The organism is Micromonospora palythoicola, from assembly GCF_036689795.1.
Lineage (GTDB): Bacteria > Actinomycetota > Actinomycetes > Mycobacteriales > Micromonosporaceae > Micromonospora > Micromonospora palythoicola.
On the sequence record NZ_JBAGKI010000052.1, the window covers coordinates 1 to 22,369 of the forward strand.

At 71.7% G+C, this 22,369-nt stretch carries 21 protein-coding genes; 9 read left to right on the top strand and 12 right to left on the bottom strand.

What is annotated here, in order from left to right:
* Positions 1-149: 149 nt before the first annotated feature.
* Entirely contained in the window at positions 150-566 is a 417-nt protein-coding gene (locus tag V5O40_RS20600; protein WP_332906989.1) for a VOC family protein, read from the bottom strand.
* Positions 542-1,114 carry a cob(I)yrinic acid a,c-diamide adenosyltransferase gene (locus V5O40_RS20605; RefSeq protein ID WP_332906990.1) on the bottom strand — a complete coding sequence of 191 codons (573 nt, stop codon included), beginning with the start codon at positions 1,112-1,114 and terminating at the stop codon, positions 542-544. The genes V5O40_RS20600 and V5O40_RS20605 overlap by 25 nt, the downstream gene beginning before the upstream one ends.
* Between V5O40_RS20605 and murA the strand changes: the two genes are divergently transcribed.
* The gene (gene murA / locus V5O40_RS20610; RefSeq protein ID WP_332906991.1) at positions 1,113-2,555 is read left to right on the top strand and encodes a UDP-N-acetylglucosamine 1-carboxyvinyltransferase; all 1,443 of its coding nucleotides are present in this window, start codon (positions 1,113-1,115) and stop codon (positions 2,553-2,555) included. The two genes, V5O40_RS20605 and murA, sit on opposite strands and share 2 nt — an antisense overlap.
* A gap of 73 nt (positions 2,556-2,628) precedes the next feature.
* A complete protein-coding gene (locus V5O40_RS20615) occupies positions 2,629-3,477 on the top strand; it encodes a 3-hydroxyacyl-CoA dehydrogenase family protein (protein WP_332906992.1) in 849 nt (282 codons plus the stop codon).
* Positions 3,478-3,515: 38 nt separating this feature from the next.
* Here the strand turns inward: V5O40_RS20615 and V5O40_RS20620 are convergent, their stop codons facing one another.
* Positions 3,516-4,364 (bottom strand): ABC transporter permease, encoded by an 849-nt coding sequence (locus V5O40_RS20620; RefSeq protein ID WP_332906993.1) that lies wholly within the window; start codon positions 4,362-4,364, stop codon positions 3,516-3,518.
* Entirely contained in the window at positions 4,361-5,209 is an 849-nt protein-coding gene (locus V5O40_RS20625) for an ABC transporter ATP-binding protein (protein ID WP_332906994.1), read from the bottom strand. The genes V5O40_RS20620 and V5O40_RS20625 overlap by 4 nt, the downstream gene beginning before the upstream one ends.
* A 108-nt stretch (positions 5,210-5,317) precedes the next feature.
* Between V5O40_RS20625 and V5O40_RS20630 the strand changes: the two genes are divergently transcribed.
* Positions 5,318-7,321, top strand: a complete 2,004-nt coding sequence (locus V5O40_RS20630) for a protein meaA (protein ID WP_332906995.1) — start codon at positions 5,318-5,320, stop codon at positions 7,319-7,321.
* 45 nt (positions 7,322-7,366) lie between these two features.
* Here V5O40_RS20630 and V5O40_RS20635 read toward each other — a convergent pair whose 3' ends face one another.
* Entirely contained in the window at positions 7,367-7,666 is a 300-nt protein-coding gene (locus V5O40_RS20635; RefSeq protein WP_210830096.1) for a DUF1540 domain-containing protein, read from the bottom strand.
* 84 nt (positions 7,667-7,750) lie between these two features.
* Positions 7,751-8,371: a DUF4126 domain-containing protein gene (locus V5O40_RS20640; RefSeq protein ID WP_164447628.1), complete on the bottom strand. Its 621-nt coding sequence runs from the start codon at positions 8,369-8,371 to the stop codon at positions 7,751-7,753.
* A gap of 71 nt (positions 8,372-8,442) precedes the next feature.
* On the opposite strand from V5O40_RS20640, the gene nucS reads away from it, so the two are divergent.
* Positions 8,443-9,102 (top strand): endonuclease NucS, encoded by a 660-nt coding sequence (gene nucS / locus V5O40_RS20645; RefSeq protein WP_332906996.1) that lies wholly within the window; start codon positions 8,443-8,445, stop codon positions 9,100-9,102.
* Positions 9,103-9,106: 4 nt separating this feature from the next.
* Here nucS and V5O40_RS20650 read toward each other — a convergent pair whose 3' ends face one another.
* A complete protein-coding gene (locus V5O40_RS20650) occupies positions 9,107-10,603 on the bottom strand; it encodes an aldehyde dehydrogenase family protein (RefSeq protein ID WP_332906997.1) in 1,497 nt (498 codons plus the stop codon).
* A gap of 252 nt (positions 10,604-10,855) precedes the next feature.
* On the opposite strand from V5O40_RS20650, the gene V5O40_RS20655 reads away from it, so the two are divergent.
* The 5 genes from V5O40_RS20655 to V5O40_RS20675 all read left to right on the top strand — a co-directional run bounded on the left by V5O40_RS20655 (position 10,856) and on the right by V5O40_RS20675 (position 15,718).
* Positions 10,856-11,320 (top strand): FHA domain-containing protein, encoded by a 465-nt coding sequence (locus V5O40_RS20655; RefSeq protein WP_332906998.1) that lies wholly within the window; start codon positions 10,856-10,858, stop codon positions 11,318-11,320.
* Positions 11,321-11,484: 164 nt separating this feature from the next.
* Positions 11,485-12,549, top strand: coding sequence for an alpha/beta fold hydrolase (locus tag V5O40_RS20660; protein ID WP_408631913.1), 1,065 nt, complete (start codon positions 11,485-11,487; stop codon positions 12,547-12,549).
* Between the two features lie 213 nt (positions 12,550-12,762).
* Positions 12,763-14,547, top strand: a complete 1,785-nt coding sequence (locus V5O40_RS20665; protein WP_332907000.1) for a 3-hydroxyacyl-CoA dehydrogenase family protein — start codon at positions 12,763-12,765, stop codon at positions 14,545-14,547.
* A gap of 74 nt (positions 14,548-14,621) precedes the next feature.
* A complete protein-coding gene (locus V5O40_RS20670; RefSeq protein ID WP_269738708.1) occupies positions 14,622-14,912 on the top strand; it encodes a hypothetical protein in 291 nt (96 codons plus the stop codon).
* Positions 14,909-15,718 (top strand): alpha/beta hydrolase, encoded by an 810-nt coding sequence (locus V5O40_RS20675; RefSeq protein WP_332907001.1) that lies wholly within the window; start codon positions 14,909-14,911, stop codon positions 15,716-15,718. Before V5O40_RS20670 ends, V5O40_RS20675 begins: the two co-directional genes overlap by 4 nt.
* Positions 15,719-15,761: 43 nt before the next feature.
* Here the strand turns inward: V5O40_RS20675 and V5O40_RS20680 are convergent, their stop codons facing one another.
* The 5 genes from V5O40_RS20680 to V5O40_RS20700 all read right to left on the bottom strand — a co-directional run bounded on the left by V5O40_RS20680 (position 15,762) and on the right by V5O40_RS20700 (position 22,231).
* Positions 15,762-16,946: an AI-2E family transporter gene (locus tag V5O40_RS20680; RefSeq protein WP_332907002.1), complete on the bottom strand. Its 1,185-nt coding sequence runs from the start codon at positions 16,944-16,946 to the stop codon at positions 15,762-15,764.
* A gap of 169 nt (positions 16,947-17,115) precedes the next feature.
* On the bottom strand, positions 17,116-17,298 hold the full coding sequence (locus V5O40_RS20685) for a DUF397 domain-containing protein (protein WP_332907003.1): 183 nt from the start codon (positions 17,296-17,298) through the stop codon (positions 17,116-17,118).
* A complete protein-coding gene (locus tag V5O40_RS20690) occupies positions 17,289-18,089 on the bottom strand; it encodes a helix-turn-helix domain-containing protein (RefSeq protein ID WP_332907004.1) in 801 nt (266 codons plus the stop codon). The genes V5O40_RS20685 and V5O40_RS20690 overlap by 10 nt, the downstream gene beginning before the upstream one ends.
* 531 nt (positions 18,090-18,620) lie before the next feature.
* Positions 18,621-20,783 (bottom strand): coiled-coil domain-containing protein, encoded by a 2,163-nt coding sequence (locus V5O40_RS20695; RefSeq protein ID WP_332907005.1) that lies wholly within the window; start codon positions 20,781-20,783, stop codon positions 18,621-18,623.
* A gap of 167 nt (positions 20,784-20,950) precedes the next feature.
* Positions 20,951-22,231 carry a DivIVA domain-containing protein gene (locus tag V5O40_RS20700; protein ID WP_164447617.1) on the bottom strand — a complete coding sequence of 427 codons (1,281 nt, stop codon included), beginning with the start codon at positions 22,229-22,231 and terminating at the stop codon, positions 20,951-20,953.
* Positions 22,232-22,369: the final 138 nt, after the last annotated feature.

Consider the following 22,369-nt stretch of genomic DNA (forward strand, 5'->3'; position numbering starts at 1 on the left):
TGGGGGGGGCGGCGGCGGGCGCGCGCCTCCTCACCCCCCCCCCCCCGCCCGGCGGCCCCCCCCCCCCCCCCCCACCCCCCACCGCAACCACCCAACGAGCCGGACAAAACCAGCCCGAACCGCAACCACCCAACAAGCACAGGCCAAGCTCAGCCCGACGCCACCAACTCCACCTCGTACCCCTGCCCGTCCGCCAGATACCCGGCGTACGTGTCGGGCCCGCCGGCGTACGGGTGCCGGTCGGCGAAGAGCAGCTCCCAGCCGTACGTCGGCGCCTGTTCGACCAGCCGGTCCACGGCGGCGGTCGGGCCGGCGTGGAAGGCCAGGTGGTTGAGGCCCGGGGCGCGTCGGTCGTGGCGCCCGCCGGTGAGCGCGGGTGACGCCTCCAGCACCAGATATGTCGGGCCGAGTCGCCAGGAGTGGCCGACCGGCCACTGCTGGAACGACGTCCAGCCCAATTCACCGAGCAGCCAGCCCCAGCTACGCATTGCGGCGTTCAGGTCGGGTACCCAGACCTCCACGTGGTGCAGGGCACCGAAGGTCACCGGCCTCCGCCGGGTACCCATAGCACGTCTCCGTCCGGATTTGCCGTTCTTGACAGGATAAAGAGCAGATCCGACAGCCGGTTGAGATACTTGGCCGGGAGGTGGCTGGTCCGGTCGGGGTCGTGGGTGATGAGGGCCCACGCCGACCGCTCGGCGCGCCGGGCGATCGTCCGCGCCGCGTGCAGCAGCGCCGCGCCCGCGGTGCCGCCGGGGAGGATGAAGGAGTCGAGCTTGCTCAGGCGCGCGTTGTACTCGTCGCACCAGCCCTCGAGGCGCTCGACGTATTCCTCGGTCACCCGCAGCGGCGGGTACTTCGGGTCCGGTTCGACGGGCGTGGACAGGTCGGCGCCCACGTCGAACAGGTCGTTCTGGATCGACCCCAGCACCGCGCGGAGTTCGTCGGGTAGCTGGCCCAGGGCGAGTGCCACGCCGAGCGCGGCGTTGCACTCGTCGACGTCGGCGTACGCGGCGATCCGCGGATCGTTCTTCGGCACCTGCTCGTTGTTGCTCAGCCTGGTCATGCCGGCGTCGCCGGCCTTGGTGTAGATGCGCGTGAGGTGGACGGCCATGACGCACAGCCTACGGATACCGGACCTGACGATTCCGTCCCGGCCGGACGCCGGCGCGGGTTGGCCGGCGGGCGTCGGCCCGGGTGACGCCGGTGACGCCGCGCTCGCCGACGTCGACGTCATCCGGGTGCGTGGTGGTGCCCGGCTCGCCGGCACCGTGCACGTGGTCGGTGCGAAGAACTCGGCGTTGAAGCTGATGGCCGCCGCGCTGCTCGCGCCCGGTCGTACGGTGATCACGAACGTGCCCCGGATCACCGACATCGCGATCATGGGTGAGGTGCTGCGCCGCCTCGGTTGCGGCGTGCGGTTCGACGCCGACGATCCGGTGGACCCGATGGTGGCGGTCGGCGGGGTGGCCCGGTCCCGTTCGGTCACCATCGACGTGCCGGAGCAGCCCGGCGTCGAGGCCGACTACGACCTGGTCCGCCGGCTGCGGGCGTCGATCTGCGTGCTGGGCCCGTTGCTGGCCCGACGCGGGTACGTGCGGGTGGCCCATCCGGGCGGTGACGCGATCGGCTCCCGGGGTCTGGACATGCACATCTCCGGGTTGACCCGGATGGGTGCCGACATCTCCGGCGAGCACGGCTTCGTGATCGCCTCGGCCCCCGACGGGCTGCGGGGCGCGGAGATCGTGCTGGACTTCCCCAGCGTCGGGGCGACCGAGAACCTCGTCATGGCGGCGGTGCTGGCGGAGGGCACCACCGTGATCGACAACGCGGCCCGGGAGCCCGAGATCGTCGACATCTGCACGATGCTCCAGCGGATGGGTGCGCTCATCGACGGCGAGGGCACCTCGACGATCACCATCGTCGGCGTACCTCGGCTGAGTCCGGTCCGGCACGCCACCGTGGGGGACCGGATCGTCGCGGGGACCTGGGCGTTCGGCGCGGCGATGACCCGTGGCGACGTGACCGTGACCGGCCTCGACCCGGCGTTCCTGGAGGTCGCGCTCGACAAGGTGGTGACGGCCGGCGGCATGGTCGAGACCCGGGCGGACAGCTTCCGGGTACGGATGGACGAGCGCCCCCGCGCGGTGGACGTGGTGACGCTGCCCTATCCGGGCTTCGCCACCGACCTGTTGCCGATGGCGATCGGGCTCGCCGCGCTCAGCGAGGGCGCCTCGCTGATCACCGAGAACATCTTCGACGGCCGGTTCATGTTCGCCAACGAGATGATGCGGCTGGGCGCGGACATCAAGACCGACGGGCATCACGCGGTGGTACGCGGCCGGGAGCAGCTCTCCGGCGCGCCGGTGCGGGCGACCGACATCCGGGCCGGCGCCGGGCTCATCATCGCCGGGCTCTGCGCCGACGGGGTGACCGAGGTGTCCCACGTGCACCACGTGGATCGGGGCTATCCCGACTTCGTGGCCGACCTGCGGGCGCTGGGCATCGAGGTGGAGCGGGCGACCGCGCCGGAGGAACCCGAGCTGACCATCTGAGTGACTTAGCCATCGTTCAGGCTCGCCGACTAGGGTGCAGGCAGACACTCATTCGCAGCGAGGGAGTAGCAGCATGGCGGGTCGACTCGCGGTCATCGGTGCCGGTCTGATGGGTTCGGGCATCGCCCAGGTGGCGGCGCAGGCCGGCTGGCAGGTGGTGCTGCGGGACCTGGACGAGACGGCGACGAAGCGTGGTCTGGACGGCATCCGGCGGTCGCTGGCGAAGTTCGCCGAGAAGGGCAAGCTCTCCGACGACGAGGTCGAGGCGGCGCTCGGGCGGATCACCACCACCACCGAGTTGGAGGCGGCCGGCGACGCGGACATCGTCGTCGAGGCGGTCTTCGAGAAGCTGGAGATCAAGCACGAGGTGTTCCGCGCGCTGGACAAGATCTGCAAGGCGGACGCGGTGCTGGCCACGAACACCTCGGCGATCCCGGTGACCCAGATCGCGACGGCCACCGAGCGCCCGGAGGCGGTCGTCGGCACCCACTTCTTCTCGCCGGTGCCGATGATGAAGCTCTGCGAGCTGGTGCGCGGCTACAAGACCAGCGACGCCACCCTGGAGCGGGTGAGGGCCTTCGCCGAGGAGATCGGCAAGACCGTCGTGGTGGTGAACCGCGACATTGCCGGCTTCGTCACCACCCGGTTGATCTGCGCCCTGGCCATGGAGGCGGTCAAGCTGGTCGAGGCCGGCGTGATCTCCGCCGAGGACCTGGACACCGCCTGCCGGCTCGGCTTCGGGCACGCGATGGGCCCGCTGGCCACCGTCGACCTGACCGGTGTCGACGTGCTGCTGAACGCGACCCGCAACATCTACACCGACACGGCCGACGAGAAGTTCTTCCCGCCGGAGCTGTTGCAGCGCATGGCCACCGCCGGCGACCTGGGCCGCAAGACCGGCCAGGGCTTCTACTCGTACTGACGCAGCTGTGGGGAGGGCCGTGCGGCCCTCCCCGTGGCTCAGCCGTCGCGGCGGGTGGTCCACCGGAAGGTGGTCAGGCAGAGCACCAGGCCGATCACGCACCAGACGCCCAGCACCACGGCGACGCGGGTCAGCTCGAACGAGCCGCCGGGCTCGTCCGCGCCGAAGCTCTCCGGCAGGAAGACCGCCCGGAGCCCCTGGCACATCCACTTGAGTGGAAACAGCGCCGCCACCTGCTGCATCCAGGTCGGCAGGTTGGTGAAGACGAAGAACACCCCGGAGATGAACTGGAGCACCAGCGCGACCGGGGTGACCACCGCCGAGCCGCTGCGGGCGGTCCGGGCCAGCGACGAGATGGCGATGCCGCAGAGCGTGCAGGCGGTCACCCCCAGGGCGCTGACCCAGCCGAAGGTCAACCAGGCCGTGGTGGTGGTCGGCAGCTCCAGGTCGAACAGCGTCACCGACACCGCGAGCAGCAGCGCGGTCATCACGACGCCGGTGACCAGCACCATGATCACCTTGCCGGCGAACCAGACCCATTTCGGCATCGGCGTGCCCCGGTAGCGCTTGAGCACCCCCCGATCCCGCTCGATCGGGATCCAGATGCCGAGGTTCTGGAAGCTGACCGTCATCAGGCCGGTCGCGATCATGCCGGTGATGAAGTACTGCGTGTAGCTCACCCCGGGGGCGATCTCCTCGTCGAAGATCGACGCGAAGATCAGCACCATGATGAGGGGGAAGCCCAGCGTGAACACGACGGACTCGCGGCTGCGCAGGAACTGCCGGATCTCCAGCCGCCCCTGCCGCAGGGCGAGGCCGGCCGGACCGATCCGCCGGGCCGGAGCTGCCGCGGTGACCGGCTCCGCCGGTCTCGTCGTGGTGGTCATCGGTGTCCGATCATCGTCAGGTAGATGTCCTCGAGGGTGGGCCGGGTGACGGTCAGGCCGGGCACCTCGCCGCCGAACCGCGCGGCGAGATCCGCCACCAGCGCCGTCGGCGTCGCGCTCTGCGCGCTGTCCGGCGTGCCGTCCGGAGTACGCCAGGAGACCGTGGCCAGCGCCTCCTGCCGGTTGCCGAGCTGGTTCGGTGCGGCGACCTCGACCAGCCGGCCGCCGGCGATCACGCCCACCCGGTCGGCGAGCGCCTCGGCCTCGTCCAGGTAGTGCGTGGTCAGCACGATCGTGGTGCCGGCGGCGGCGAGATCACGGATCAGCTCCCAGAACTCCCGCCGGGCCTCCGGGTCGAAGCCGGTGGTGGGCTCGTCCAGGAAGAGGAGTTCCGGGCGGCCGATGATGCCGAGCGCCACGTCGAGCCGGCGCTTCTGGCCGCCGGAGAGGGTGTGCGTACGGGCGCGGGCCTTGGCGGTCAGCCCGACCCGTTCGATCACCTTGTCGGGATCGTCGGCGTCGGGGTAGAAGCCGGCGAAGTGGTGCACCACCTCGGCGACGGAGAGTTCGTCGAACTCGCCGGTGCCCTGGAACACGATGCCGACCCGCCCCCGCCAGTCGCGCGTCGGGTTGGCCGGGTCGACGTCGAGAACGCGTACCTCGCCGGCGTCGCGCTGGCGGTAGCCCTCCAGGATCTCCACCGTGGTGGTCTTGCCGGCGCCGTTCGGCCCGAGCAGGGCGAACACCTCACCCCGGTGGACGTCCAGGTCCAGCCCGGCGACCGCGGGACTGCCGCCGTACGTCTTGCGCAGCCCTCGGACGCGGATCGCGACGTCGTCACTCATGCCGTCAAGTGTGCGGCCCGCCGTGACCTGGCGTCCGCACCGGGGGTGGCGGAGGCTGTGTGGTTTTGCACAATCCGTTCTACTGAACGGTAACTTAGACTCCCGGCCATGGACGAGAAGGCACTCATGGGCCGGCTGCCGGAGCGGGACCGTCCCTGGGTGATGCGGACATACGCGGGGCACTCCTCGGCCGCCGCGACGAACGCGCTCTTCCGTCGCAACCTGGCCAAGGGGCAGACCGGCCTGTCGGTCGCCTTCGACCTGCCCACCCAGACCGGGTATGACCCCGACCACGAACTCGCCACCGGCGAGGTCGGCCGGGTCGGCGTCCCGGTGTCGCACCTGGGTGACATGCGGGCGCTCTTCGACGGCATCCCACTGGCCGACATGAACACCTCGATGACCATCAACGCCCCGGCGATGTGGCTGCTCGGCCTCTACGGCACGGTCGCCACCGAACAGGGTGCCGAACTGGCCCGCTGTGCCGGCACCACCCAGAACGACATCATCAAGGAGTACCTGTCCCGGGGGACGCACATCTTCCCGCCGGCCGCCTCGCTGCGACTGACCGCCGACGTGATCGCGTACACGCTGCGCGAGATGCCGCGCTGGAACCCGGTGAACATCTGCTCGTACCACCTCCAGGAGGCCGGGGCCACGCCGGTGCAGGAGGTGGCGTTCGCGTTGGCCACGGCGGTGGCGGTGCTCGACGCGGTGCGCGCGGGCGGCCAGGTGCCGGCGCGGCGGATGGGCGAGGTGGTGCAGCGGATGTCGTTCTTCGTCAACGCCGGGGTGCGGTTCGTCGAGGAGATCGCCAAGATGCGCGCGTTCGGCGTGCTGTGGGACCAGCTCACCCGCGACCGGTACGGCGTGACGGACCCGCGACAGCGTCGCTTCCGGTACGGCGTGCAGGTCAACTCCCTCGGCCTGACCGAGGCGCAGCCGGAGAACAACGTGCCGCGGATCGTGCTGGAGATGCTCGGGGTCACCCTCTCCCGTCAGGCGCGGGCACGGGCGGTGCAGCTGCCGGCCTGGAACGAGGCGCTCGGCCTGCCCCGACCCTGGGACCAGCAGTGGTCGCTGCGCATGCAGCAGGTGCTCGCCTACGAGTCGGACCTGCTGGAGTACCCGGACCTGTTCGACGGCTCGCACGTGATGACCGCGCTGGTCGACGAGATCGTCACCGGCGCCCGTGCCGAGCTGGCGACGGTGCTGGAGATGGGCGGCGTGGTCGCCGCCGTGGAGACCGGTTACCTCAAGAGCGCCCTGGTGGCCTCCCTGGCCGATCGGCGGCGACGGATCGAGGCCGGCAGCGACGTGGTGGTCGGCGTCAACCGGTTCACCGAGACCGAACCGTCGCCGCTGACCGCCGCCGGTGCCGAGGCGGTCGAGCAGGTCGACCCCGCCGTGGAGATCGCCGCCTCGGCGGCCGTACGCGCCTGGCGAGCCGACCGCGACGCGGCGGCCGTGGACGCCGCGCTGGCCCGGCTGCGCGCGGACGCCGCGACCACGACCAACCTGATGACGGCCACGCTGGAGTGCGTTCGGGTGGGAGTGACCACGGGGGAGTGGGCGGCGGCTCTGCGCCAGGTCTTCGGCGAGTACCGGGCGCCCACCGGCCTGGTGGGCGGGTCCGCGAGCGGCGGTGACGACGGGCTGGCCGAGGTCCGCGCCCGGGTCGCCGCCACCGCTCGGGAACTGGGCAACGCGCGGCTGCGACTGCTCGTCGGCAAGCCCGGTCTGGACGGGCACTCCAACGGCGCGGAGCAGATCGCGGTCCGCGCCCGCGACGCCGGCTTCGAGGTGGTCTACCAGGGTATCCGGCTCACCGCCGGGCAGATCGTGGCCGCCGCGGTGGAGGAGGACGTGGACCTGGTCGGGCTCTCCGTGCTCTCCGGCTCGCACCTGGCGGCGGTGCCGGCGGTGCTCGACGGGTTGCGGGCCGCCTGCCGACCGGATCTGCCGGTGGTGGTCGGCGGCATCATTCCCGCCCGGGACGCCGAGAAGTTGCGCGCGGCCGGGGTGGCCCGGGTGTTCACCCCGAAGGACTTCGCGCTCACCGAGATCATCGACGAGTTGGTCACCGTCATCCGGCAGGCCAACGAGCTGTGACGCGCGGACCCCGGCGGGTCGCCGGGATCCGCGCGGACGGCACGCTCAGCGGTGGTCGTAGGTCATGCAGTCGGCCATGTCGGCGTCGGGGCCGACCCGGATCGCCGGTGCCTGGCACTCCAGTTGCTCGTTGTGCCGGCAGTCGGCGCGCTGGCACGCCCCGACCTGGGCGATCTGCCCGTCGAGACCCGCCCGGACGGCGGGCATCTCGATGAAGGTGTGGCAGTGGGCGTGGTCCATGCTGCCGATGGTGATGGCGAAGGCGTGGCAGTCGCCGGTGTGGTTGTACGCGCACGCGGCGACCACGCACTCCTGGACCCGGGGCATCTCCATTGCTGCGGTCATGACCCAACCTCCTCCGTTGATTGCCCCAATTTTAGGCTTTAGGGCGGGTTGCGGAGGGGATTCGGTCGAGCCGGCGGCCCGGGCTCAGACGCGGAAGCCCGCCTCGCGTGCCGCCTGCCGTTCCCGACGCCGGTCCGCGCGGCGACGCAGCAGCCACGGCAGGACGAGCACGAGACCGACCAGGAACGCCAGCACCAGCACCGGCAGGATGATCGCGACGAGGGACATGACCACGCTCGTGGCGTCCTCGGCGGTGCTCGCCACCGGCGCACCCAGGCCGGCCGTGGTGGCGTTGATGACCGGCCGCGCGGTCGACTTCAGCAGATGGACGCCGAGCGCGATGAGCACCCCGACCAGCACCGGCAACCACTGGCCGCCGCTGGCGAAGAAGCTGTCCGGGTCGCTGACCGTCACCGTCTCGGACGCCGAACCGGCCCCGAACGCCAGCCCGCCGGCCGTCGGCCGGACAACCGTCTGCACCATGTCGTTGACGTGGTCCACCACAGGCACCTTGTCCGCCACGACCTCGACCACGAGCAGCACCGCGAGGATGCCCAGCACCCACTCGTTGCCCAGCCACTGCCACCCGCCAGGCAGGTCTATCACGCTGGTGTAGCGGGCCAGCAGGCCCGTCACCAGCAACGGAATGTAGGCGTTCAGCCCCGCCGAGGCGGCGAGGCCGGTACCGGTGAGCACTTCGAGCACCAGCCCAGCATGGCACCGGCGCGCCAGCGCCGCTCGGTGGCGACGCCCGGTGACTCCGCTACCCTGCTCGGGTGCGGTTGGTGATTGCGAAATGCTCGGTGGACTATGTCGGACGGCTCTCGGCCCACCTGCCGCCGGCCACCCGGCTGCTGATGGTGAAGGCGGACGGATCGGTCTCCATCCACGCCGACGACCGGGCGTACAAGCCGTTGAACTGGATGAGCCCGCCGTGCCGGCTGGAGGAGGCCCCGGGCGTCTGGCGGGTGGTGAACAAGGCCGGCGAGGAGCTGCGGATCACCCTGGAGGAGATCTTCCAGGACACCTCGTACGAGCTGGGTGTCGATCCCGGCCTGCGCAAGGACGGCGTGGAAGCCCACCTCCAGGAACTCCTGGCGGCCAATCCCGGGGCGCTGGGTGACGGGTACACCCTGGTCCGGCGCGAGTACATGACCGCGATCGGCCCGGTCGACCTGCTCTGCCGGGACGCCAACCAGGGCACGGTGGCCGTCGAGGTGAAGCGCCGTGGCGAGATCGACGGTGTGGAGCAGCTCACCCGCTACCTGGAACTGCTCAACCGTGATCCGTTGCTCGCGCCGGTCGCCGGGGTCTTCGCCGCGCAGGAGATCAAGCCGCAGGCCCGGGTGCTCGCCACCGACCGGGGAATCCGCTGCGTGGTGGTCGACTACGACCGGCTGCGCGGCATCGAGCGCGACGAACTGACGCTCTTCTAGCCGGTCACCGGCTGTAGAGCAGCTTGACCGCCTTCACCAGCCGGCTCACGTCGGCCTCGGTGCGCTCGAAGGTGGTCGACGGCAGCAGCGAACGCCCCCGGCGGCGGGTGACGGCCTTGGCCCGGGCGAACTCGCGCAGCCCGTCCTCGCCGTGGATGCGGCCGAAGCCGGACTCGCCGACCCCGCCGAACGGCAGGGTGGACATGCCGGCGAAGGTGAGTGTCGAGTTGACCGAGGCCATCCCGGAGCGCAACCGCCGGGCGATCGCGACCGCGCGCCGCTGACCGAAGACCGAACCACCGAGCCCGTACGGCAGGGCGTTGGCCCGGGCGAGCGCCTCGTCGGCGGTGCGGACCCGGTTGATGGTCAGGGTGGGGCCGAAGGTCTCCTCGCGTACGGCGGCAGCCTCCTCCGGCACCTCGACCAGCACGGTCGGGTGCGCGTACGGCGGGCGTACCGCGTCCGGTCCACCGAGCACCGCCCGACCGCCGCGGGCCACCGCGTCCTCGATGTGCCGCCGGATCACGTCGAGCTGACTGGGCATGGTGATCGGACCGATGTCGGCGTGGTCGGGGCCGACGGTGAGCCGCCCGGCGCGCTCGACGACCTTGTCGACGAACGCGTCGAAGACCGGCTCCACGGCGTAGACCCGTTCGATGCCGATGCAGGTCTGCCCGGCGTTGGTCATCGCTCCCCAGACACAGGCGTCGGCGGCGGCGTCCAGGTCGGCGTCGGTGTCCACGATCATGGCGTCCTTGCCGCCGGCCTCCACCAGCACCGGGGTCAACGACTCGGCGCACGCCGCCATCACCTTCTTCGCGGTGGCCGTCGAGCCGGTGAAGGCGAGCTTGTCGACCCCGGACCGGCACAGGGCGGCACCGACGTCGCCGAGTCCGTGCACCGCGGCGAGCACCGGATGCTCGGGCACCACCTCGGCGAAGCTGTCGACGAGCCACTGACCGACGACCGGGGTGTATTCGCTGGGCTTGAAGACCACCGCGTTGCCCGCCGCCAACGCGTACGCGATGGAGCCGATCGGGGTGAAGACGGGATAGTTCCACGGACCGATCACGCCGACCACGCCGTGCGGCTGGTACTCCAGGTGGGCCGAGAACTCGGCGAGCACGAGCCGCGAGCGGACCCGCCGGGGGCCCAGCACCCGCCGGGCGTTACGGGCCGCCCAGTCCACGTGCTCCACGGTGGTCACGATCTCGACGAGTGCGTCGGCGATCGGCTTGCCGCCCTCGGCGTGCATCAGGGCGGCCAACTGTTCCATCCGCTGGGCGAGCAGCCGCCGCCAGCGCAGCAGCCGCTCCCGTCGCCCGGTGAAACCGAGCCCCGCCCACCACTGGCCGGCGGCGCGGGCCCGCTCGACGGCGCGTTCAACGTCGACCGCGGTGGCGACCGGGACGCGCCCGGCTTCGTCGCCGGACGCCGGGCTGGTCGAGATCAGGTGGTTGCCCTGGACCGCTGGGGTGCCGGGGGGTAGCACAGCCGTCATGGCGGAAGTCTAGACGCGAGAATTACTCGCCGGTAGGGGTGGGGAAACGGGCGAATCCTCCCAGCCGTCCGGACGGTTGAATCGGACGAACCGCTCGTGCCGCCCGGTAGTTCCGTCGCCGGGTGCCGTGGAATATGTGAACACAAAGCACCCGGACGGTTACCGGTACGCATCCGGCTGGATGGTGGAGGTGGACACCGGGTGGTGAAACGCTGACCCGGGATCGTCACACGGTGGAGGGGCTGACCGTCCATGGAGGAACATCCGCAACTGATGCCGCTGCTGACGGTGGCTGCCGGGCCGATGCGGGGATGGCGCTTCCGGCTGCCGCGCCGGCCGCAGGTGATCGGCCGTGATCCGGCGGTCGACATCGTGGTACACGACCCGCATCTGAGCCGGCGGCATGTCGAGATCTGGCGGGCCGGTGAGGGTGCCTCGCTGGTGGATCTCGGGTCCACGAACGGTACCTGGGTGAACGACCTCCGAGCGACCGAGGTCGTCCGACTCAGTGACGGCGACGTGATCCGGATCGGCGGTACCGAGCTGAGGTTCTTCGACCCGGGCGTGGCCCGCACGGATCCGGTGGGTCTGAGCTTCGAACTGCCGCGCCAGGAGCGGCGGCCGGTCCGACCGCTGCCCGCCACGCTCGCGACACCGGTGGTGCCCGGGCAGGCCGGCGTGCCGGACCCGGCGGCGGTGGTCGGCGTCCACCGCTGACGACCGAGTATCGGTCCCTGTGCCGGGCCCGGCTGTTGCACGCCGGCCCTGCACGCGTGGTTTCCGCCACCGGTTCCGGCCAGGACGCGTGGGTGTCCGCCACCCAAGGGGGCTCGGCCCCGTAGGTGCCGGCCATATGGACCGGCGGTGTCGATCGTGGCAGCATGCCGCGGATGGACAGCCAGCAGCGCGACGTCACCGCGAACGGAATCACCCAGACCCTCCGGGTGGCCGGACCCGTCGACGGCGTGCCGGTGCTGCTCGTGCACGGCAACTGCTCCTCGGCCGCCTTCTGGGAGCCGCTGGTGCGCCGCCTGCCGGCGACCCTGCGGGTGGTCGCGCCGGATCTGCGGGGCTACGGGGCCACGCAGACCGCCCCGGTCGACGCCACCCGGGGCCTGACCGACTTCGCCGACGACGTGGCGGCGTTGCTCGACGAGCCGTCACTCTTCGCCGAGGGCGCCCGGCCCGTGGTGGTCGGCCACTCGCTCGGCGGCGGAGTGGCGATGCGCCTGCTGGTGGACCACCCCGACCGGATCGCCGGGCTGCTGCTCGCGGCACCGGTGTCCCCGTACGGCTTCGGCGCCACCCGCGACGTGGCCGGCACGCCGACCACGCCCGACCTGGCCGGCTCCGGCGCCGGCACGGCGAACGGTGACTTCGTCGCGCGGCTGGCCGCCGGTGACCGCAGCGCGGAGGCCCGGACCAGCCCGCGCAGCGTGCTGCGGGCGGCCTACGTGGCGGACCCCGCCTGCCTCGGCGACGACGAGGAACTGCTGCTCGACAGCGTGCTCTCCACCGCCACCGGCCCGGACAACTACCCCGGCGACGCGGTGAGCTCGCCGAACTGGCCGGGTAGCGCGCCGGGCGGTCGTGGCGTGCTCAACGCGCTGGCGCGGTTCCGGGTCGCCGAGGAACTGGTGGCCGTGACACCGAAGCCCCCGGTCACCTGGATCCGCGGTGACGCTGACGTGATCGTCTCGGACACCTCGCTGTTCGACCTGGCGCAGCTGGGGGCGCTGGGCGTGGTGCCCGGCTGGCCCGGGGCGCAGGAGTGCCCACCGCAGCCGATGATCGGGCAGACCCGCGCGGTGCTCGACCGGTACGCCGGAACCGGCGGCAGCTACCGGGAGGTGGTGCTGTCCGGCTGCGGGCACAGCCCACACCTGGAGCGCCCGGCGGAGTTCGTCGCCGAACTGCTCGCCCTCGCCGGGGTCGATCCCGACTGACCCGGATCCGCTCCCGACCCCGGGCCCGGTCGAATGCCGACCGAGTCGCGCGGGAGAACCGCGACCGCTGACCGGGTCGCGTGGGTAAACCGGGACATCGGTGACATGTGCCACGACGCCTCGACAACGGTGCGTCACATGGCAGACTCGCGCGCATAACCTTAGCGGCCGTTAATGTCCGGCCGTGTCGTTGCGCACAGGGGAGGCCGGGTCGTGACGCGCGAGTTCACCAGCGTGGGTGTGGTGGGTCTGGGCACCATGGGTGCCGGCATCGTCGAGGTCTTCGCCCGCAACGGCATCGACGTGGTGGCGGTGGAGATCTCCGACGGCGCGCTCGACCGTGGGCGGGCCAATCTGACCGGCTCGACGGACCGGGCGGTGGCCAGGGGCAAGCTCGCCGAGGCCGACCGGGACGCGCTGCTGGGCCGGGTCACCTTCGCCGTCGGGCTGGAGGCGTTGCACTCGGTGGACCTGGTGATCGAGGCGGTACCCGAGCACCTCGATCTGAAGCAGCGGCTCTTCGCCGAGCTGGACCGCGTCTGCCAGCCCGAGGCCATCCTCGCCACCAACACCTCGTCGCTGAGCGTGACCGAGATTTCCGTGGCCACCGCGCGCCCCAACCAGGTCGTCGGCATTCACTTCTTCAATCCGGCACCGGTGATGAAACTGGTCGAGGTGGTACGCACGGTGGTCACCTCCGCCGACGTGGTGGCCGACGTGGAGGCGCTCTGCAAGCGGCTCGGCAAGGTCGACGTCACCATCAGCGATCGGGCCGGGTTCATCGCCAACGCCCTGCTCTTCGGCTACCTCAACCACGCCGTCGACCTGTTCGAGTCCCGGTACGCCACCCGCGAGGACATCGACGCGGCCATGAAGCTCGGCTGCGGACTGCCCATGGGTCCGCTCGCGCTGATGGACCTGATCGGCCTGGACACCGCGTACGAGATCCTGGACACCATGTACCGGCGTGGTGGCCGGGACCGCCGGCACGCCCCGGTGCCGTTGCTCAAGCAGATGGTGACCGCCGGGCTGCTCGGGCGGAAGTCCGGCCGGGGTTTCTACACCTACGAGCGGCCCGGCTCGCCGAAGGTCGTACCGGACGAGCAGACGCCGACCACGACGGAACCGGCGGCGTGCGACCAGGCTGTTACAAAGATCGGCATCGTGGGTTCCGGGACCATGGCGACCGGGATCATCGAGGTCTTCGCCACCGCCGGTTACGAGGTCGTGTCGGTGACCCGGGGCGCGGAGCAGTCGGCCAAGGTCTTCGAGGCGGTGCGGACGTCGCTCAACAAGGGCGTGGTCCGGGGCCGGCTCAGCGAGGCCGACCGGGATGCCGCGCTCGGGCGGGTCAACTGGTCGGCGACGCTGGACCACCTGGCCGACGTGGACCTGGTGGTCGAGGCGGTGGTCGAGGAACTCAGCGTCAAGAAGGCCCTCTTCGCCAGCCTGGACGAGATCTGCAAGCCGGGCGTGGTGCTGGCGACCACCACCTCGTCGTTGCCGGTGATCGAGATGGCGATGGCCACCCAGCGCCCGGCCGACGTGGTGGGTCTGCACTTCTTCAACCCGGCCCCGGCGATGCCGCTGGTGGAGATCGTCCGGACGATCCGTACCTCCGCCGAGACCGTCGCCACCGCGCAGGCCGTCAGCGCCACGCTGGGCAAGACCGGGGTTGTCTGTGGCGACCGGTCCGGTTTCATCGTCAACGCGCTGCTGTTCCCGTATCTCAACGACGCGGTGCGGATGCTGGAGGCCAGCTACTCCACCACCGACGACATCGACCACGCGATGAAGCTGGGCTGTGGCTACCCGATGGGGCCGTTCGAGCTGCTCGACGTGGTGGGCCTGGACGTGGCGCTGGCCATCCAGCGGGAGCTGTACCTGGAGCTGCGCGAGCCCGGGTTCGCCCCGGCACCGCTGCTGGAGCACCTGGTCACCGCCGGCTACCTGGGCCGCAAGACCGGTCGGGGGTTCCGCGACCACACCCGCCGCTGACCGGGTCGCGCCGGCTCGACCGTACGCTTGACGACGTGAGTCCCCGTCGTAACCGTCCCCGCCGCGACGACGCGGTGCGCCTCGACGCCGAGCGCGCCCGGCACGGCGTCGCCGCGGTCCAGCAGTGGCGGGACGGGGAGTGGCAGGTGCGCGGCATCAGCGGCGGCTCGTCCACCAAGACGTACCGCTGCCCCGGTTGCGACCAGGAGATCCGGCCCGGTGTGGCGCACGTCGTGGCCTGGCCGGCGGACGGCCGGGGCGACCTCACCGACCGCCGGCACTGGCACACCGGTTGCTGGCGGGCCCGCGACCGTCGGGCCCCGGTGATCCAGCGGGGGCGGCGGAACGGGAGACTGGAGGCATGAGCGCACCGATCCGTGCCTCCTCGATCCTGCCCGGGCATCGAGAGGACATCGAGCTGCACACCGCGGACGACCTGCGGTTGGTCGGCGAGCTGGCCCGCCCGGTCGACCGGGAGCCGGCCGCGACCCTGGTCTGTCTGCATCCGTTGCCGACCCACGGCGGAATGATGGACAGCCACGTGTTCCGCAAGGCGGCCTGGCGGCTGCCCGCCCTGGCCGACGTGGCCGTGCTCAGGTTCAACACCCGGGGCACCAGCAGTGTGCGCGGCACCAGCGAGGGCAGCTTCGACTCCGCCGTCGGCGAGCGCTTCGACGTCGCCGCCGCCATCGAGTACGCCGAGTTCCACGAACTGCCGAACGTCTGGTTGCTGGGTTGGTCGTTCGGCACCGACCTGGCGCTGCGCTACGGCTGCGACCCGGCGGTGACCGGCGCGATCCTGCTCTCCCCGCCGCTGCGCTACTCCGGCCCGTCCGACCTGGCCCAGTGGGCCGAGTCGGGCAAGCCGGTCACCGCCCTGGTGCCGGAGTTCGACGACTATCTGCGCCCGGAGCAGGCCCGCGAGCGGTTCGCGGCGATCCCGCAGGCGGAGGTGGTCGGTGTGCCCGGCGCCAAGCACCTCTGGGTCGGTGACGCCGAGACCGCGCTGGACGAGGTGGTGCGGCGGGTCAACCCGGCGGTGCCGGTGCCGCTGCCGACCACCTGGGACGGCCCGATGGAGACCGGCGACGCCAGCGCGTACGCCGACCGGACGGTCGCCGCGTTCGCCGACGTTCCGGTGTCGGGCCCACCGCAGCGCCAGGCCGACTGAACCGCGCTGGCGGGTCTCTGCCGGTCCGCCCTGGCCCGGCAGGTCAGCGGGCGTCCTGGCGGGGAAGGACCACCTCACGGAGGATGAGCTGGATGGCGGCGACCGTCGGGATGGCGATCAGCGCGCCGATCACCCCCACCAGCGAGACCCCGAGCAGCGCGGCCACCAGCGCGGCGACCTCGTTCACCTGCACCGACCGCCGCATGATCTTGGGGTAGATGAGGTAGTTCTCGACCTGCTGGTAGACCACGAAGAAGATCACGCAGGCGATGCCGACCGAGGGATCGGTGGCGAAGCCGACCAGGCTGACGATCACCGCACCGAGGGTGGCGCCGATCTGCGGGATGAGGTCGGTCACCGCGACCACCACCGCCAGGGCGAACGGGTACGGCAGGCCGACGACCAGCGCGAACACGAAGGTGCTCGCCCCGGCCAGCACCGCGATGGCGAGCGCGCCCACCATGTACGCCCCGACCTTGGTCAGGATCTCGTCACCGATCAGCTGCACCCGCTGCCGACGGGAACGCGGCACCAACGCGTACCCGAGGTTGCGGAGCCGGTCGAAGTAGACCAGGAAGTAGATGGTCAGCACCAGCACGGTGAGCACCCGGAAGACGGTGCCGAACACCAGCTGTGCCCCGCCGAGCACCCCGCCCAACGCCCGGCCGACCATATCCGCGCTGGTCGCCTCCTGGGCGCGGCGCATCAGGTCGAACTGCTCGACCAGGTCGTTCACCGTCTCGTTGCGGCGCAGCGACTCCAGATAGCTCGGCAACTGCTCGACGAACTGCCCTGACTGGGTGACGATGGGCGGCACCAACGCCAGCACCCCGGCCGCCAGCAGCGCCAGCACGATCAGCACGACCGTCGCCACGGCCAACCCGCGCGGGAACCCCCAGGACCGCAACCGGACCACCGCCGGGTGCAGGCCCACCGCGAGGAAGAGCGCGATCACCACCAGGACCAGGATCCCCGCGGCGTTGCGCACCCCCAGATAGACCGCGTACGCGAGCAGTACGCCGAGCGCACCGGTGAAGCCGACCAGGAAACTGTTGCGCCGCAGCGGTCGCCCGGGGGTGCCGAAGCGGCCGGCATCGGCACCTACCGGACGTTGCTGCGTCGCGCCGGTCGCCTCGTCGACCCCCGGCGCTGCCCCTGGCGGCTTCGAGTCGTGCCGCTCCCGCTCGGCCGGTCTCGGCTCGGCCTCATCGGGTTCGTGTCGCGCCATCAGGTCTCCCCGTCGGCTGTTCCGGCGGTGCCGCCGGGTCGGAGTGAGCCCACCGGGCCGGCGAGCCGGCGGCCCTGTTCGGCAGGGTAGTGCCGTCGCCTCGTGGTGATGGTGCGGGCACGCTGTCGAGCTGAGGGCGTGGGTGATTCAGCGCGAGCAGCTGCGCGAGTCAGGTCCGCTTGAGCGTTGCGACGAAGGACCGCCAGGTCGACGGGGTGAACGCGAGCACCGGACCCCGGCGGTCCTTGCTGTCCCGGACGGCCACCAGGCCGGGCAGGTTGTCGGCCACCTCCACACAGTCGGTGCTGCCGCTGCGGGTGGCGGTGCGCCAGGTCGCGCCGTTCAGGGCCATGACTTCACCATCTCGTTGAGGAGTGCGATCGACTGCTGGCGGGACAGTGCCTCGTTGCGCACCGTCTCCCAGCGCGCCAACAGGGTAGCCAGATTCGCCTCGTTGTCGGTCGGTGACGCCGTCAGTTGGGTCTCCTGGCTCGCCACCCAGCCACCGTCCGCACCCCTGGCCAGCGAGAACGACCCGTAAAGGCCGACGTGCAGCCCGACGCTGAGCGGTACGACGTGGACGCTCACGCTCGGGCGCTCGGCGCAGGCGATCAGGTGCTCGATCTGGTGTGCCATGAGCGTCCGGAAGCGCTCGTCCCGCCGGTGCAGGATCGCCTCGTCGACGACCGCGACGAGCTGCGGCGGGTCGGGCTGGTCGAGAATGGCCTGCCGGTCCAGCCGGGCGGCCACCCGCTGCTCCACCTCGTCGTCGCTGAGCAGGTCGTCACAACGGATCACCGCGCGGGCGTAGCCCTCGGTCTGGAGCAGCGCGGGGACCAGCGTCGGCTGGAAGACCCGCAGTTGCCGGGCCTGGCGTTCGGCGTCCAGCCAGGGCAGGAACCAGGACGGCTGCCCCTCCCGCTCGGCGATCCGCAGCAGCGACCCCAGCAGGCCGCCGGAGGTCAGCACCTCGTCGGCCCGGGCCAGGAGCTGACGATCGTACGGCCGGGCGCCGGTCTCGACGGCGGAGACCATCGACGCCGAGTAGTGCACCAGTTTCCCGAACTCCTCCTGGCTCAACCCGGCGGTGACGCGTAGCCGGCGTAGCTGGGACCGGATCAGGTCCGCCGTGGTCTGCTCCACACTGCCTCCACAATCGCCGGCCGAGAACCACTCGGCATTCCTCGGCGGCCTCCGGCTCCCGCACCAGGGCCACCACCAGCCTCGATGCCTTCCGACAGTAGTGGTCCCGTCACCACACTGTCAGCCATGCCGGATTCGTTCGTTGCCCGGAGGGCGCGGACGGGTTCAGGCGGGGGCCGCCCGCAATCCCCCTGTGGGCGGCCCTTCCGAACCCGCTCCGGGTGCGGCTGTCGCTGCCCTGGCCACGACAGCCGCATCCGGGAGCCGTCCTCCCGGAGCTTGCTGTGTCAGCTGAGCGCGCGGCCCGACCAGGTCGACCGCCACACACGCCGTTGCGGCCGACGTGGTGCTGCCGTACCGACGGGCAGCCCTGGCCCTGCGGGGCGGCGCGACTGGCTCGCCTGGACCAGACCCCGCCACCACCCCACACCCACCCGCCGATCATGCAGTCATGGCAATTGATTTGTCCGCTGTGGACCGCTTTGTAGCCGCCACAACTGCATGATCGCCGCTGGGGTCGGCTGGGCGGCGTCAGTCGGAGGTGACCTTGCTGGGCTTGGCGGTGCGCTCGTCCGTGGTCGGCTTGGTGGGGCGCTTGCCGTTCTCGCCGGTGCTGGTGATCTTCGTCGGGGTGGCGCCTCGGCCACCCTCGCCGGGAACCGCCGCCACCGTCGGCTCGCCGTCCAGTCCGTCGCTCGCCGTGCCGCCGTCGGCGCTTGTGGGCTCGGCCGCCGGGCGGGCCGGCGCGGGGTCCGCCACGGTGGTGACCGGTTCCGCCACCGGCTTCGTCACCGGACGGGCATCGTCCCCGCCCGGACGGTCACCGGACCGGCCGCCCGCCGCCGGGGCATCGTCGCCGGAGGGTCGAGCACCGTTCGTTGAGACGCCGGTGGGGCGTGCCCCGTTCGTGGCCGGGGCGGCGACCGCGGGTGCGGCCGACGCGGCGGGAGCCGAGGTGGCCTGGAGCCGCAGGCCGAGCAGCTTGCGCTCCAGCTCGTCGGACTCCTGCCGGGACTTCCACGTCTCCTGGCGCAGGTCGGCGAGCTGCTGCTGGGCCTTGGCGATCTCCAACATCACCTGGGCGAGCTGCTGCCGGCTGGCCGCCGCCTCCTGCTGGGTGGCGGCGAGGTGCTGCTGGGTGGTGGCCAGGTGCTGCTGGGTGGTGGCCGCGTACTCCTCGAACTGGCGGCGGGACGCCGCGACGTGCTCGTCGGCCTCGCGCCGTACGGCGGTGACGTGCTCGTCGGCCTCCCGCCGGGTGGTGTCGGCGTACTCGTCGGCGTCGCGCCGGACGGTGGCGACGTACTCGTCGGCCTCGCGTCGCTTCGTGGCCGACTCGGTCTCCGCCTGGCGCAGCAGCTCACCGGCCTGCTCCTCGGCCCGCCCGCGCACCGCGGCGGCCTCCTGCTCGGCGGCCTGGCGGATCTGGTCGGCGCCCTGCTCGATCTCGTTCTTCCGCGCGGTGTACTCGGACTCGAGCTGGGACCGCCGGGTCTCGAAGCCGGACTCCAGCTCGGCGGTACGGGTGCGGATCCGCTCGTCCAGCTCGGCGTTGCGGGTCTTGTACTGCTTCTCGAGCTGATCGCGGCGGGCGGTGAACTCGCGTTCGACGGTGGCCTTGCGCTCGGTCAGTTCCCGGTCGGCCGCCTCGCGGCGGCTGTTCACCTCCTGCTCCACCCCGGCCCGCCAGGCGCCCAGCTCCTGCTGCGCCTGCGCCCGGGCGTGCTGCACGTACGCCTCGGTCTCGCCGCGCATCCGCTGGGCGTACGCCTCGGTCTCGGCGCGGGTGCGCTTGGCCGCCTCGGTCGCCTGGGTGCTCAGCCGCTCGGCCTCCTGGCGGGCCTTGTTACGGGCGGCCCGGCCGGCCTCGGCGGCGTCGTCGATGATCTGCTTGGCCTCCTGCTGGGCCTTGGCATGGGTGGCCCGGCCCGCCTCGGTGGCCTGGTCGACCAGCCGTCGCGCCTCCTGCTGGGCGTTCGCGTGCACCTCTTTGGCGGCGTCGCGCAGCTGGGTCGCCTCCTGCTGGGCGGTGGCGAGCGCCTCGCGGGCCGCGTCGCGCAGCTTGGTCGCCTCCTGCTGGGCCCGACTGTGGATCTCCTTGGCCGCGTCCCGTAGCTGGGTGGCCTCCTGCTGCGCCCGCTCCAGGGCTTCCTGGGCGGCCTTGCGCAGCCGGGCGGCCTCCTCCTTCGCCGACTTCGCGGCGGCCTCCGACTCGGCCCGGCGAGCGGCGGCCTGCCGCTCCTCCTCGGCCCGGCGGGCGGCCAGGGCGATCTCGAAATCCTTGAGCGCGGTGGCCGCCGCGACGCGGGCCTCCTCGATGATGTGCTCGGCGGCGGCCCGCCGGGCCTCGATCTCCTCGTTGGCGGCGGAGAGGATGTCCTCGGCCTGCTCCTCGGCCAGCGTCAGGATCTGCTCCACCCGTGGCCCGAGATGCCGGAAGGCGGCCCGGTCGACGACCCCGACCTGCTTGCGCACCTGGGCGAGGTCACGTTGCAGCACCTCGACCTGACCGGCCAGCTTGTGGATCTGGGTGTACGCCTGTTCCCGTTCGGCCGCGAGCGCGGCGATCTCGTGCTCCGCACGAGCGACGTATCGGTCGACCTGTCGTTTCTCGTACCCCCGCAGGGCGGACTCGAAGCTGGGCTCCGTGGTCACGTCCCCGCCGAGCGCGAACAGTTCCTCGCCGTGCGACATGCCCCCATCCTCACACGCATCAGGCCCTCCTGGGGCGATACGGACGCCGTGGATTGGAGGTACTTCACACGGATCGCAGCGGGTGTGGGACGCATGACGGCGTGAGGTGCCACCGGTGTCCCGGTGTCACCTCACGCCGTAAATCATGCCCCGGTACGGGAGGCGGCTCAGCTGGCCGACTCGGCGGCGACGGGCTTCTCGGAGCCCTCCGCCTTGGTGTCCTCCGCCTTCGTGGCCTCGACCTTGGCGACCACCGCGTCGGCCACCCCCGGCACCAGACCGGCGAGGCCGGCGAGGCTGGAACGGATCTGGACGAGCTGGGCGGTGACGGCATCCTTCTGCCGGGTCAGGTCCTCGACCTCGCGGCTGGCCGCCTGGGTGGTCAGCTCGGCCTCGGTGCGGGCCTCGCTGAGCAGCCGCTGCGACTCGGCGCGCGCCTCGTTGAGCGTCCGCTCAGCCAGGGCCTTGGCCTTCTCCACCGTCTCGGTGGCGTTGCGCTCCGACTCGACCCGGCGGGCCTCGGCGCGCTGCTCGATCTCCTTGGCCCGGTCCTGCGCGGCGCGGGCCCGCTGCTCGGCCTCGTTGACCAGCTTCTGGGTCTGCGCGACCTGGGCGGCGTGCCGCTCCGACTCCTCGCGCTCGGCCTTCTCCCGCCGCTCGGCGAGCTGCAGCTCCAGGGCCTGGAGATCCTTGTCGCGCTTGTCGCGGGCGTCGGTGAGCAGCTTGGTCGCCTCGGCGCGCTTCTCCTCGGCCTCGCGGGCGGCCTTGGCCCGCTGCTGGGTGATCTCGCGCTCGGCGGTGGCCCGCAGGGTGGCGACCTCGCGCTCCACGGTGGACTTCAGTTCGGCGACCTCGTGGGCGGTCACCGTACGCAGCTGCTTGGTCTCCCGATCCGCGTCGGCGCGCAGCGTGTCGGCCTCGCGTCGGGCCTGGACGCGCACCTCGGCGGCCTCGCGCTCGGCGGCGGTGCGGACGTTGCCCGCCTCCCGCTCGGCGGTCGCCTTCATGGCCGCGGCCTCGGCACGCGCCTTGTCGGTGATCTCCCGCGCTTCGAGGCGGGCGGCGGAGAGGATGCCCTCCGACTCGCGCTTGGCCTCGTTGCGGTGATCGTTGGCCTGCTCCTCGGCGAGCCGGAGGATCTGCTCGACACGGGTGCCGAGGCCGGACAGTGTGGGCCGGCTGTTCTCCTCCAGCTGCTTGCTGGTGTCGGTGAGCTTCTGCTCGAGGGCGGTGAGCCGCTGCTCGGACTGCCGGAGCCGGCGCTGCGCGTCGTTGAGCGCCTGCTCGGCGTCGGCGCGGTCCTTGTTGGCCTGGCTCAGCGCGGCGTTGAGCCGGCCGATGAAGTCGTCGACCTGACCGGTGTTGTATCCGCGCAGGCCAACCGTGAAATCTGGCTGCGAGTTCGCGTTATCGAAGAACGCGAGAGGGGAGGACTGCTGCTGGGGCATTGGGACATACTGGCAGACTCCCTGGGGTGCTTCGCAAGAGCGTGCCGCCCTTTGCCGTCCGCATTACATGGTCAACTCCGGGCGGTGGTCGACCACCGGGTCGACAGGCGATCTTGCCAGCTCCGGGGCGAGCCGGAT